Below are 13,815 nucleotides of genomic sequence, written 5' to 3'. Positions count from 1 at the left end.
CTTACAGATCTTCAGCACGTACGTACTGGTAGATCTCAGGTGTTTTCTCAGGTTGCTTATCGCTTATCGTGATCGCGCCACGTACTGCCTTGGCAGCTTCTTCGAACGCGGCCTCCGACTGTGCGTGGATTACGGCAAGCGGCGTGTCTTGGTTGATGGTCTGACCCAGTGCGCACACATTGGATAAGCCCACGCTGTAATCCAGCGCATCACCGGGCTTACGACGACCACCGCCCAATGTCACTACGGCAAGGCCCAGCTCTCGGGTCACCATACTATAGGCAAAGCCGTCACGTTCTGCGTACACGGGGCGCACAATGGAAGCCTTGGGCAGGTATTTATCGTAGCTTTCAACAAAGTCAGCAGGACCACCCAAACCCGATACCATCTTGCCGAAAATCTCCGCGGCACGGCCGTTATCGAGCACAGCATTGAGTTTGGTACGGGCCTCAACTTCATTGGCCGCCAGGCCGCCAAGCACCAACATCTCAGCGCACAGGCCCATGGTGACTTCATAGAGGCGAGGATTGCGGTACTTACCGGTCAGGAAATCCACCGCTTCTTTCACTTCCAGCGCGTTACCGGCACAGGACGCCAGTACCTGGTTCATGTCGGTGAGCAGTGCTGTGGTCTTGGTGCCGGCACCATTGGCCACGGCGGTAATGGAGCGAGCCAGTTCCAGTGAGGCTTCGTAGGTCGGCATAAAGGCGCCACTGCCTACCTTGACGTCCATCGCGAGCGCATCCAGGCCAGCTGCCAGCTTCTTCGACAGAATCGATGCGGTAATCAGGGAAATGGACTCCACAGTGGCCGTGTTGTCACGAATGGAATAGAAACGCTTATCGGCAGGTACCAGATCGCCGGTTTGGCCTATGATGGCTACACCGGCTTCTTTTACCACTTTGCGGAACAGTTCGCTGGACGGCTCGGTTTGATAACCGGGGATGGCATCAAACTTATCCAGGGTGCCACCGGTATGACCAAGGCCACGGCCTGAAATCATGGGTACATAGCCACCACAGGCGGCGGCCATGGGGCCGAGCATCAGCGAAATCACATCGCCCACACCACCAGTGCTGTGCTTGTCGATAACAGGGCCATTCAAACCCAGGCTATCCCAGTTGAGCACTGTGCCTGAATCACGCATGGCCGTGGTCAGCGCGATACGCTCGTCCATGGTCATGTCGTTGAAATATACCGCCATACCCAGCGCGGCAATCTGTCCTTCGGATACGCTGTTGTCGGTAATCCCCTTCACGAAGAATTGAATTTCTTCTTTGCTGAGGGCCTCTGCGTTGCGTTTTTTGCGAATAATCTCTTGTGCCAGAAACATACTGCTGTCTCCAAGAATGTCGGTAGATTTCAGTTTCTACCGACAATTCGTCCTCTGGAACGCCGAAACTGTAAAAATATTACAGGCTCATATTAGCCAAAGTTAAATCGCTTCGTTTCGACGCGGATCACAAATCAGACCCGGGCTCAGTAGCCCTGGGCACCTTTAGGTGCATCTGCCAGTTCCAGTGTGTGCAACAAGCTGGACAGCAGACTGGAAGCACCAAAACGGAAAGTGCGCGGCGTCACCCAGTCTTCACCGAGGATACGAGCGGCAGTTCCCAGGAACTCGGCTGCAGCAGCGGCATCACGTACACCACCGGCAGGCTTGAAGCCCACAGCGCGGTTCTTTTCGGCAATCACGGAAAGCATGATTTCGGCAGCTTCGAGCGTAGCGTTAACTGGTACTTTACCGGTGGAGGTTTTGATGAAATCAGCGCCGGCATCGATAGAGATTTCAGAAGCTTTGCGGATAAGGGCTGGGTCTTTCAGTTCACCGGACTCGATGATGACTTTAAGGAGCACGTCGTCACCACAGGCTTCTTTACAGGCTTTCACCAGCTCAAAGCCCACGGTTTCATCACCGTCCATCAGCGCGCGATATGGGAATACCACGTCCACTTCGTCGGCACCATAAGCCACTGCGGCGCGGGTTTCGAGCACGGCAATAGCGATATCGTCGTTACCGTGGGGGAAGTTGGTTACAGTGGCGATCTGGATGTCTTCAGCATCGAGTTCAATCAGAGTTTTGCGTGCGATGGGAATAAAACGGGGATAAATGCAGATAGCGGCGGTATGACCGGCGGGAGTAACCGCTTTTTTGCAAAGTTCAATTACTTTTTCGGCGGTATCATGGTCGTTCAGCGTAGTGAGGTCCATCAACTCAATGGCACGCTGGGCTGCTTTTTTAAGATCGCTCATAGTTGTTCTCCGAGACGTAATTCAAATGAAACAGAAATCTTGTCCTGGGCAACGCCGTGAGGTGGCAGGTTGTTGGAATAATTATGGCCGGGCCTTCAGGCGATGCCAGATGTCATGACGACATAGCTACAGGTATTCAGTGTCGATAATGTTTACCACGACTTGAATCCTTGAAGACCGGAAAGGGGAAACAGAGCGTTTCTGCTTTCCGCGAAAAATCCCTTTTAACGCGAGAGGTCACAAACCTTAATTAAGCATGCTCTTTGGGATAAAACCATGCTTGAGTAAAGATTAAGACCTAAGCATTAAGTATGGAGCCGTGCAAAGCACGGCTCCACAGTACAATTAGAAGTTGTACTTGGCAGTGAAGATAGCTGCGTCGTGGTAAGCAGCAGTGCCCAGCTTGTGATCAGCGTAGCGATACTGCAGACCGAAGGTCAGCTCTTGAGTGGCATTCCACCACAGAGATACTGCACCGTTCTGACCGGTAGACTTCAGCTTGTAGTCGGTACCGTTATTACGGAACTGCTCTTCACGGGCGAATTCAGTTTCGTGCCAGTTGGTAACCATGAACTTCTGGCCACCCAGTTCGAAGTTGTAACCCAGAACCCAACCAGCCATGTAGCCGTTGAAGCCTGAACCGGCATAGGTTTGGTTTTCGTAGTGTACGCCCAGGAAAGGCTTGATCCAGAAACCAGAATCGGTGAACACGTCGTAGCTGACACCCACAACCAGGTTCTGGTCAAAGAAGCCGTCTTCTGCAACAGTCAGGCTGTACAGGTGAGAGTATACGTTCCAGTTGCTGCTACCGATGTTGGCAGCGATAGAGCCTTTGGCAGCGATACGGAATGAATTGGTAGTACGACCATCAGCGCCGGTATCGTGGTTAATGTTTTCTGGGTTTTCCAGATCGATGAAGCCGTATACGTCACCCCAAGAGTAACCAGCGCCACCTTCCAGCTCCAGGTAGATAAAGTCTTCTTTGGCGCCACCGTAACCGTTGTTAGAACGGTCTTCAGCCTTGGCAGTCCAGTCCAGGTAGTTCACGGAAATGTTAGAGAAACCGTAGAACTGTTCGGCCTGAGCGGTACCAGCAGAAACAGCAGCGAGAGTAGCGGCAGCAACGGCCATCATTTTAACGTTTTTCATCATCAACCCCATTTATCTTGGTGTTTTACTGCCTTTGGCAGCGTTTTTGTTTTTGCCCGCGTATTCTACCTTGCCGGTGCTAAAGCACAATGGCTTTGGCATAAAAACCCGAACACAAAATTCTTATTTGTGAACAAAGTCGTGAAACGACCCCTTAACTCAATTAACCATTTTTACAATTGGCTTACATCGAGTCCCATCACTGTGTTTAACAGGATGGATAAGTTTCAGACGGTTCGTTGGAAAATGGTTGCATTAACAGGGGCCCGTCAGGGCCCCTCTGCGCGATTAAATCGCCAGGAACAGACCTGCCAGAGTCGCACTCATCAGGTTAGCCAGAGAACCGGCGATAACGGCACGGATACCCAGCTTAGCCAGATCGTGGCGACGGTTAGGTGCCATGGCACCCAGACCACCCAGCAGAATGGCGATAGAAGACAGGTTAGCGAATCCACACAATGCGAAGGACACGATAGCCTTGGTGCGGTCAGACATAACAGCACCAGTCTCAGCCACTACGATACCGCCGTCAGCGATGTCTTTCAGGTAAGGAGCAAAGTTCAGGTAGGCTACGAATTCGTTCACAACGATCTTCTGACCGATGAAAGAACCGGCAACCAGAGCTTCGTTCCAAGGCACACCGATGAGGAACGCCAGAGGCATGAAGATATAACCGAGGATCAGCTCGAGGGTCAGGCCTTCAATACCGAACCAGCCACCTACGCCACCGATGATGCCGTTGATCATGGCAATCAGACCCACGAAGGCAATCAGCATCGCGCCTACGTTCAGGGCCAGGTGCATACCAGATGAAGCGCCGGCAGCAGCAGCGTCCAGAACGTTGGCTGGCTTGTCAGGATCTTCTGGCAGCTCGTCCATTTCGTTCTTGGTGTTTTCAGTTTCTGGGTGCATCAGTTTGGCCATGAGCAGACCACCTGGTGCCGCCATGAAAGACGCAGCTACCAGATACTCAATCTTAACGCCCATAGAGGCGTAACCGGCCAGTACAGAACCCGCGATAGAAGCCAGACCACCCACCATGATGGCGAACAGTTCAGACTGGGTCATGGTTGGGATGAATGGACGTACAACCAGCGGAGCCTCGGTCTGACCTACGAAGATGTTCGCAGTGGCAGACATAGACTCGGTACGGCTGGTGCCCAGGGCTTTTTGCAGACCGCCACCGATGATACGGATGACCCACTGCATGATGCCCAGGTAGTACAGCACGGCAATCAGAGAAGAGAAGAAAATGATTACTGGCAGTACGTTGATGGCGAAAATGAAGCCAACTTTGAACTGAGCCAGATCACCGAACAGGAAGTTAATACCGTTCTGGCCGTAACCGATAACGGCAGATACACCGTCGGACACAGTCTTCAGGATATCTTTACCCCAAGGTACATACAGAACGAAGCCACCGAAGGCAGCCTGAATAGCCAGCGCACCACCAACGGCACGTACGCTGATCGCCTTTTTGTTATTGGAAAGGAGGAAACCTATTCCAAGTAGGACTGCAACGCCTACCAAGCTCATTAATATACTCATTAACCATCACCCTTTTGTTAACACTTTTTAGTTATGTTGTTAACCAACCTATTTCCGAGCAAGATTATACCTTAGCCCTTGCTGAAAATCGTCGTTTTGATCAAATTTTTGAACTTAAATTTCAACTGCTTAGCAACAAAAAACATTGCGACAAACACCTGTTTAAGTGAAAAAACCTATAGCTCAAACAGTTGCAACACATTGCTTAACAGTCGTTCTGATATTAGAACATTGGATTTTTTTTGCAAATGGGCCATTTTGGTGACAATTTGACCAATCAAAAGAGGGGAATTACGACTTCCCTTAGCACTTTTGGGTGTCATTGCGGGGGAATCTGTCTCGCAAATGAAACTTTCTATCGGTAATGTTTCAACAACTTTATGCAATTTTTTCGCATCTTCATTCAACAGGAGCCCACCAACACCCAGAAGATACCCCAGCTCAATATAGCGTTTGGCAATTTCAACGCTGCCATAAAAACCATGTATAACGCCCCGGCGGGGTAACGAATGACTGGAAAGCATGGATATGAGCGGATCGTGGGATTTAACGCTGTGGAGAATAACGGGCAATTGATGTTTGCTGGCAAGCAACAACTGGGCTTCCAGCGCCGGCAGCTGCCAGTGCCAGTTTTCACCGTGCATCTTGTCGAGACCACATTCACCGACTGCAACCAGTTTCTTATCCCCACTGCAGTTGTCCAGTCGTTCGGATAATGCATCTATGGCCTTCGGCCAGTGTGCGTCAACATACCAGGGGTGAAGACCAAGCCCATAGGGACAGGCATATTGGTGGGCAACCTGAAGCTGTCTATCCCAGTGGACAGGCGAGACACCGGGAATAATGCAGGTCGTTATATTGGCCTTGGCCATGGCTGCAAACAGCGCATCTCTGTCGTGGTCAAATTCCGGGAAATCCAGATGTGCATGGCTGTCAATGAGCCTCAGGGATGCAGTCACAGGCTTTTCCTCCGTTACTCATGGTTCAGCTTGTGGTTATGGTCTGGGCAAACAAAGGCAATCAGTCCGCTGGGGCATCATCCTTTGTTTCCATCGCCTGGCGTGGCATTTTTTGTAAAGCAGTCGTCAGAAGATACGCTGATGTGGTCTTGCCCGGTTGGTTTGGCACAGGATTGCACTTCGCGCTTCGCATCCAGTTCAGGCTCTTCGAGCCGAGGGGCACAGCAGCGACGATTTTCAGGTGTAAGTCCCATGCGGTCACACCAATCGGTATACGCTTTCCAGCCTCGTTTTATCCAGGAAAACATGTGTTACCTCCAGATAGCAGGCAATAAAAAAGGCGGGTTTCCCCGCCTTTGGCTCCGCAGCAATTAATGCTCGCGGGTCTTGGCAAACTGAATGTCGGGATAGCGCTCCATCGACAGGTTCAGGTTGACCATGGTGGGGGCGATGTAAGTGAGATTGTCACCACCGTCCAGCGCCAGGTTGGTGGAACACTTACGTTTGAATTCTTCCAGTTTACGTCCATCTTCACAATAGACCCAACGTGCTGTGGCCACGTTGACTGCCTCATAGATGGCTTCAACGTTGTATTCGGACTTGAGACGGGCAACTACCACCTCAAACTGCAGCACACCCACCGCGCCTACGATAAGGTCGTTCGTGTCCAGTGGACGGAATACCTGCACGGCGCCTTCTTCTGAAAGCTGTACCAGCCCCTTAAGCAGTTGCTTTTGCTTAAGTGGGTCTTTCAGGCGAATACGACGGAACATTTCGGGAGCGAAGTTGGGGATCCCGGTGAACTTGAGATCTTCGCCCTGGGTAAAGGTATCACCAATCTGGATTGTGCCGTGGTTGTGCAGACCTATGATATCGCCGGCAAAGGCTTCTTCCGCACGCTCACGGTCGCCGGCCATAAAGGTCACGGCGTCGGAGATGTTCACGGTTTTGCCAATGCGCACGTGCTTCATCTTCATGCCCTGGGTGTATTTGCCCGACACAATACGCATAAAGGCAATGCGGTCACGGTGCTTGGGATCCATGTTGGCCTGAATTTTAAACACGAAACCGGAGAACTTCTCCTCGCCCGCTTCCACTTTGCGCTCGCTGGTTTCGCGCGGCATTGGCGCTGGCGCCCACTCGGTCAAGCCATCGAGCATATGGTCAACACCAAAATTGCCCAGTGCGGTACCGAAGTAAACCGGTGTGAGCTCACCGCTCAAAAATAAGTCTTTGTCGAATTCATTGGACGCACCACGCACCAACTCCAGCTCTTCACGAAGCTGCTCGGCAAAGTCACTGCCCACGGCCGCGTCCAGCTCTGGGTTATCCAGGCCTTTAACAATCCGAAGCTCCTGAATGGTGTGGCCATGACCTGTTTGATACAGGATGGTTTCATCACGATGCAGGTGATACACCCCTTTGAACAGTTTGCCACAGCCAATGGGCCAGGTGATGGGGGCACAGAGAATATTCAGTTCTGTCTCCACCTCATCGAGCAGCTCCATCGGGTCACGAATGTCACGGTCGAGCTTGTTCATAAAAGTGACGATGGGCGTGTCACGCAGACGGGTGACTTCCATCAGCTTGCGGGTACGATCTTCCACACCCTTTGCGGCATCAATCACCATCAAACAGGAGTCCACCGCCGTCAGCGTGCGGTAGGTGTCTTCCGAGAAGTCTTCGTGACCTGGCGTGTCGAGCAGGTTTACCAGACAGTTGTTGTAGGGAAACTGCATCACAGAGGTGGTTACCGAAATACCACGCTCTTTTTCCATCTCCATCCAGTCAGACTTGGCATGCTGACCGCTGCCCCGCCCCTTTACAGTACCGGCGCTTTGAATGGCGCGGCCGTGCAACAGCACCTTTTCGGTAATGGTGGTTTTACCGGCGTCCGGGTGAGAAATAATGGCGAAGGTGCGGCGTGAAGCCACTTCGGCAAGCAATGTATTTGACATGGATAGCTTTCTTTCAAGTAGCGTCGCCGCCCGAAGGCGGCGACTCGAATGGCACTAAATTGGGGGGTATTTTCGCCTAAATTGGCCTTGAGTACAACGACAGCGCTTAAGGCTTGTCAATTGCTGCCTGAGCTTGCTCTGCCATACGGGCAAGTTCGACCCTGGCGTACCTGTGTTCGACAAAGTCATAGATGTTAGTGGCAAGCGCCAGACGGAAGTAATTGGCAGCAGCATCTTTGTTACCCAGCGACTCTTCCGCCTTGGCAACATAGAAGTAGGCTTCACACAATCTCTCAGCGTATTCACGCGGATGGTTGAGGCCCAGTTTCGCCTTTTCAAACAGGGCTTTTTTGCTGACATTACCCAGATAAAAATCGGCAATGGCAGCGGCCCAGTCATTTTTCAGCAGTTGCCGGTGTTCGGCCAGATTCTTCAATGCATTCTGCCGATCAAGCTCTGCATCGATTAAATAATACCAAAGCGCCCGATAACCATCTGAGGGATCGCGTCTCAAGAACATGTCCATATCACTGACTGCCAAATCGCTGCGCTCGCCATAGTAGAGGGCGATACCACGGTTCAGATAGGCATAGTCATAATTGGGTTCAAGCTCAAGGACGGCATCAAAGGCCTCGTAAGCATTATCGAAGTCGCCTTCCTGGGTGTAATAAATGCCCAGAAAATTATAAGCATCGGCGATATTAGGCAGAATTTTCAGCGCTTGATGGAAATCGAGTCGCGCCATCAACCGAAGTCCCAGGGTGTCATAAAGCACGCCGCGTTCATAATAAACACGCGCCAATTGCTCTTCGTTGAGATCCATGGTGGAGAGCACTTCGTTCAGCCGCGCAAGGCTGACCTCGTGCTTGTAATCCGGCAACAGCGGTGCCACAACCAAGCGACCATCTGCATCATTGAGTGAGGCTGTGCCATTGGTCGACGTGCAGCCGCCTGACATCATACCCACCCCAATCAGGGCCGACACCAACAATGTTCTGAGTTTTAGCTCCATCCAACTCTCACCTTTCGACCTACGAAACCCTAATGGGCCCTGTGTCGCTCCATCATAGCAATCCATACTGTCAGCCGCCATCAGCCATTGATATTTATTATAAATTGTCTTTCGAGTTTTCACTGTTCAATAAAAAAGGAGACCCTGAGGTCTCCTTTTATCACGTGATGTAGCTATTATTCGGCAGCAGGCTCTTTAACCTGAGCTTCTTTGATAGACAGACGCACACGGCCCTGACGATCCACTTCCATCACCTTCACGTTAACTTCCTGGTTCAGTTGCAGATGGTCAGATACGTTGGCCACACGCTCGTCGCTGATTTGCGAGATGTGAACCAGACCATCCTTGCCAGGCAGGATGTTAACGAAGGCACCGAAGTCAACGATACGGATAACCTTACCGGTGTACAGACGGCCCACTTCCACTTCAGAGGTGATTTCCTCGATGCGGCGGATAGCTTCGCGAGTCGCGTCACCATTGTTGGAGGCAATCTTCACAGTACCGTCATCTTCCAGCTCGATGGTGGTACCGGTTTCTTCAGTCAGCGCACGAATCACGGCGCCGCCTTTACCGATAACATCACGGATCTTCTCTGGGTTGATCTTGATGGTGGTGATACGTGGCGCAAAGTCAGAGATATCTGGACGGGCGCTGCCGATGGCCTGGTCCATCACGTTCAGGATGTGAACGCGGGCGCCGTAAGCCTGCTGCAGAGCGATTTCCATGATTTCTTTGGTGATACCTTCGATTTTGATGTCCATCTGCAGTGCAGTTACACCATCACGGGTACCGGCTACTTTGAAGTCCATGTCGCCCAGGTGGTCTTCGTCACCCAGGATGTCAGACAGAACCACGAAGTTGTCGCCTTCTTTCACCAGACCCATGGCAATACCGGCCACAGAAGTCTTGATAGGTACACCGGCATCCATCAGCGCCAGAGAGGTACCGCACACAGAGGCCATGGAAGAAGAACCGTTGGACTCGGTGATCTCAGATACCACACGTACAGAGTATGGGAACTCTTCGGCAGACGGCATTACCGCGTTGATACCACGCCATGCCAGCTTGCCGTGACCGATTTCGCGGCGTTTTGGCGAGCCAACCATACCGGTTTCACCCACAGAGTATGGAGGGAAGTTGTAGTGCAGCATGAAGCGGTTGGTGCGCTCGCCCATGATGGAATCAATCTTCTGTGCATCACGCTCGGTACCCAGTGTACAGGTTACCAGCGCCTGAGTTTCACCGCGGGTGAACAGCGCAGAACCGTGGGTACGTGGCAGTACACCGGCCATAACAGACAGGGCACGGATCATGTCTGGCTCACGGCCATCGATACGTGGCATGCCGGCGATGATGCGGCTGCGAACAACGTTCTTCTCGAGACTGCCCAGCAGTTCGGCGGCTTCGCGTACGTTTACGTCAGGATTGGCTTCCTGCAGCTTGGCGATGGTGGCTTTCTTCACTTCACCAACGGCTTCGTAACGCTCTTGCTTGGCCATGATCTGGTAAGCAGCCGTCAAACCTTCTTCGGCCAGCTCTTTGATTTGAGCAACCAGAGTTTCGTTCTTAACAGGTGCAGTCCAATCCCAACGTGGCTTACCGGCTTCGGCGGCAAACTCCTTGATGGCATTGATAACAACCTGCTGCTGGTCGTGGCCGTAAACCACGGCGCCCAGCATCACTTCTTCCGGCAGAGATTTAGCTTCAGACTCCACCATCAATACGGCGCCCTGGGTACCGGCAACCACCAGATCCAGCTCGCTGCCAGCCAGTTCAGCGGCACCTGGGTTCAGCACGTATTCGCCATTCACATAACCCACGCGGGCAGCGCCCAATGGACCGTTGAATGGAATACCTGAAATCGCCAGGGCAGCAGAAGTACCGATCATAGAAACAATGTCCGGCTCAATCTGAGGGTCTACCGATACCACTGTGATGATGACCTGCACTTCGTTGGTAAAGTCATCTGGGAACAGGGGGCGGATTGGACGATCGATCAATCGGGCAATCAGAGTTTCGTCTTCAGATGGACGGCCTTCACGCTTAAAGAAGCCACCGGGGATCTTACCAGCTGCGTAAGTCTTTTCCTGATAGTTTACGGTAAGTGGAAAGAAGTCACGTCCTGGGTCTGCTTCCTTTTTGCCCACAACCGTAACCAGTACAGTTGTGTCGCCCATGCTTGCCATTACGGCACCATCGGCTTGACGAGCGATTACGCCTGTTTCCAGGGTGACTGTATGCTGACCATACTCAAAACTTTTTACGATAGGATTCACGTGACCCATTCCTTAATTAATGACCTTGAATTACGCGCGTAAGTATACTGCAAGTCAACTAGATAGTTAAAGAGTGGAATCTGGTGACAAATCTTTAACTTTTCACTACAGTGGCTTTTATCGGACTGGCGAAATCCGTCCCAGAACGGACCTGCCCTAACGCTTTTAATAGCCCGGAAACTGATTGATGGCGATTCGGTTCAAATCTCTCACCTGGAAACAAACCAATCTCGTTGTCTTCACAGCGCTGTTCTTTGCTGTTGCAATTTTCATCATCGAACTCGCCCTGATGGTGATGTCCACCCGGGAAGCCTTAACCTCCAGTCAGCAGGAACTGCTTGATTCCGTGGAACAGCCAGCGGCCAATGCCGTTTGGGCCTTAGACGATAACCTCGCCCGCCAAACCCTCGATGGGGTGCTTAAAGTGGAGCATGTGGGTGCCTCTGTTATCGAATTGGATGATGGTTCGCTGTTTGTCTCCGTTACCAACGACAAAAGCATCTACTCAAATTTTTTCAATAGTTTAAGTGAAGAACTCTTCGGGGATTTACGGGAAATTTCCCGCCCGCTTTATCGCCCTTTCTATTTTGAAGGCTCAAGGCAACAACAGCTTATCGGTACCCTGACCATCTTTTACGATACCCAGGAACTGGCCAATACCCTCTTTGGTCAGCTGAAGGTTGGTTTTTTAGCTACCCTGGCCCGGGCTTTATTCTTGACCCTGGTACTTTCCATCGTATTTCACCGCTTTCTTACCCAGCCAATTGCCCGAATAAGCGAAGCCATCGACAAAATTGAGCCCGAGTCACCGGATGAAAACCTGCTGCCCATCGCCGATGCCCACAAAGATGACGAGCTGGGTCTGGTAACCACCAAGCTCAATCAAATCCTGCTGCAATTTGGCCAGACCCAGAGCAAGCTGCGTAAGATGGCCACCAGAGACCCGCTCACCGGTCTGCCAAACCGTACCTTATTGCTCGAAACCATTGCAGTGACCATTCAGCGTGCCCGGGTACACAAACGGGCATTTACCCTGCTTTTTATCGACCTGGACCGTTTTAAAAATGTTAACGACTCACTGGGTCATGCGCTGGGCGATCAGTTTTTGGCGCGTATAGCGCGCCTGCTTGAACGTGTGGTGGGCGATAAAGGGACAGTAGCACGACTCGGTGGCGATGAATTTGTAATATTGGCGGATGAAATTCACTGCGCTGACATGGCCGCAGACTTTGTCGATAAATTGCTGGTACAGCTCAACAACCCTATTCAGCTCGGGGATCATTCCATTCACCCCGCAGCATCTGTCGGGATATCCCTTTATCCTGAAGATGGTAACAGCGCCGAAGACCTTATCCGCCATGCCGATATCGCCATGTACAGCGCCAAGGCATCGGGTTCAAACCAGTGGGCCTTCTTTAAACAGCAAATGACAGAGCGCGCCGCCGTGCGCTTAAGAACCGAAGCCTCTTTACACGATGCGCTGAAGAACGAAGAGTTTGTGCTGCACTTTCAGCCCAAGCTGGATTTGACCACCGGCAAAATCATGGGCTGTGAGGCGCTGATCCGTTGGCAAAAAGATGGCCGCCTGATAAGCCCCATGTCCTTTATCCCTGTCGCCGAAGAAACCGGCATCATAGTGCCCATTGGCCGTTGGGTGCTGGAGCAAAGCTGCAAGACGCTGCGCCATTGGCAAAAACAGTACAACTTTGCCATTCCCATCGCGGTTAATGTGGCATCCCAGCAATTTGCCGATGCCAGCCTGGTGCCGGATATTAAACAAATGGCGCTGCGCTATCAGATATCGCCGGATTTATTGGAAGTCGAAATCACCGAAACTTCTTTGATGAGCGACGTAGAAACGGCCATCAGCAAGCTGGAACAGCTTAAAAATGCCGGTTTTGGTATAGCTGTGGATGACTTTGGTACCGGCTATTCGTCGCTGTCTTACCTTCGACATCTGCCCATTACCACCATGAAAATTGACCGCTGTTTCGTTACCGATTTGCCCAACGACAGTGCCATAGCGTCGACCATCCTGATGCTGGGTAAACAGCTGGATTTACGTATTGTTGCTGAGGGTATTGAGAACGAGCAGCAGCTGCAGTGGCTTAAAACCGCAGGTTGCGGTATTGGTCAGGGCTTTTACTTCAGCCCACCTTTGCCGCTGGAAGAGTTTGAAGACAAGTACATACGTTCACAAACGGCTGAGATACAAAACCTGCACGGTTAAAAGAGTGGATTTCAGAAACGAAAAAAGGAGGCAAATGCCTCCTTTTTTCTTGCTTCGCTGGATTAGCGACGCAGACCCAGCTTCTGGATCAGAGCGTTGTAACGCTCATTCTCGGTGCGCTGCAGGTAAGACAGCAGCTTACGACGAGAGCTAACCATACGCAGCAGACCACGACGTGAGTGGTGATCGTGAATATGAGTCTTGAAGTGATCCTGCAGGTGGTTGATCTGAGCAGTCAGCAGAGCTACCTGAACTTCAGTTGAACCAGTGTCGTTTTCACCACGGCCAAACTCAGCCAGGATTTTTGCTTTAGCTTCAGTACTTAGTGACATGAATATCTCCAAAATATCAGTAAATTGTCTCAGCCGATCACTAACTCAGCCAAGAAGACGCGATATTTTAGCCACATTCGACTGCCGTAGCAACCGCT

The 13,815-nt window shown here is 51.6% G+C and carries 10 protein-coding genes; 1 reads left to right on the top strand and 9 read right to left on the bottom strand.

Annotated features, from left to right (window positions below; all coding sequences use genetic code 11):
- Position 1 precedes the first annotated feature (1 nt).
- The 8 genes from deoA to pnp all read right to left on the bottom strand — a co-directional run bounded on the left by deoA (position 2) and on the right by pnp (position 11,155).
- Positions 2-1,333 carry a thymidine phosphorylase gene (deoA, locus tag JQC75_RS04660; protein ID WP_203326307.1) on the bottom strand — a complete coding sequence of 444 codons (1,332 nt, stop codon included), beginning with the start codon at positions 1,331-1,333 and terminating at the stop codon, positions 2-4.
- Positions 1,334-1,479: 146 nt separating this feature from the next.
- Positions 1,480-2,253 (bottom strand): deoxyribose-phosphate aldolase, encoded by a 774-nt coding sequence (deoC, locus tag JQC75_RS04655; protein ID WP_203326306.1) that lies wholly within the window; start codon positions 2,251-2,253, stop codon positions 1,480-1,482.
- A gap of 345 nt (positions 2,254-2,598) precedes the next feature.
- A complete protein-coding gene (locus JQC75_RS04650) occupies positions 2,599-3,402 on the bottom strand; it encodes an outer membrane protein OmpK (protein WP_203326305.1) in 804 nt (267 codons plus the stop codon).
- A 288-nt stretch (positions 3,403-3,690) separates the two neighbouring features.
- Positions 3,691-4,950 carry a NupC/NupG family nucleoside CNT transporter gene (locus JQC75_RS04645; protein ID WP_203326304.1) on the bottom strand — a complete coding sequence of 420 codons (1,260 nt, stop codon included), beginning with the start codon at positions 4,948-4,950 and terminating at the stop codon, positions 3,691-3,693.
- A gap of 176 nt (positions 4,951-5,126) precedes the next feature.
- On the bottom strand, positions 5,127-5,909 hold the full coding sequence (locus JQC75_RS04640; RefSeq protein WP_203326303.1) for a TatD family hydrolase: 783 nt from the start codon (positions 5,907-5,909) through the stop codon (positions 5,127-5,129).
- A 371-nt stretch (positions 5,910-6,280) separates the two neighbouring features.
- Positions 6,281-7,867 (bottom strand): peptide chain release factor 3, encoded by a 1,587-nt coding sequence (prfC, locus tag JQC75_RS04635; RefSeq protein ID WP_203326302.1) that lies wholly within the window; start codon positions 7,865-7,867, stop codon positions 6,281-6,283.
- Between the two features lie 106 nt (positions 7,868-7,973).
- Complete coding sequence (gene nlpI / locus JQC75_RS04630) at positions 7,974-8,879, bottom strand: lipoprotein NlpI (RefSeq protein ID WP_203326301.1); 906 nt, start codon at positions 8,877-8,879, stop codon at positions 7,974-7,976.
- 176 nt (positions 8,880-9,055) lie between these two features.
- Entirely contained in the window at positions 9,056-11,155 is a 2,100-nt protein-coding gene (gene pnp / locus JQC75_RS04625; protein WP_203326300.1) for a polyribonucleotide nucleotidyltransferase, read from the bottom strand.
- Between the two features lie 187 nt (positions 11,156-11,342).
- On the opposite strand from pnp, the gene JQC75_RS04620 reads away from it, so the two are divergent.
- Positions 11,343-13,385, top strand: coding sequence for a putative bifunctional diguanylate cyclase/phosphodiesterase (locus tag JQC75_RS04620; protein WP_203326299.1), 2,043 nt, complete (start codon positions 11,343-11,345; stop codon positions 13,383-13,385).
- A 62-nt stretch (positions 13,386-13,447) separates the two neighbouring features.
- Here the strand turns inward: JQC75_RS04620 and rpsO are convergent, their stop codons facing one another.
- Positions 13,448-13,717 carry a 30S ribosomal protein S15 gene (rpsO, locus tag JQC75_RS04615; protein WP_011759080.1) on the bottom strand — a complete coding sequence of 90 codons (270 nt, stop codon included), beginning with the start codon at positions 13,715-13,717 and terminating at the stop codon, positions 13,448-13,450.
- Positions 13,718-13,815: the final 98 nt, after the last annotated feature.

It is taken from the genome of Shewanella litorisediminis (assembly GCF_016834455.1).
Classification (GTDB): domain Bacteria; phylum Pseudomonadota; class Gammaproteobacteria; order Enterobacterales; family Shewanellaceae; genus Shewanella; species Shewanella litorisediminis.
The sequence above is the reverse complement of the archived record's forward strand: the minus strand, read 5'-3'. Positions and strand labels throughout refer to the sequence as shown.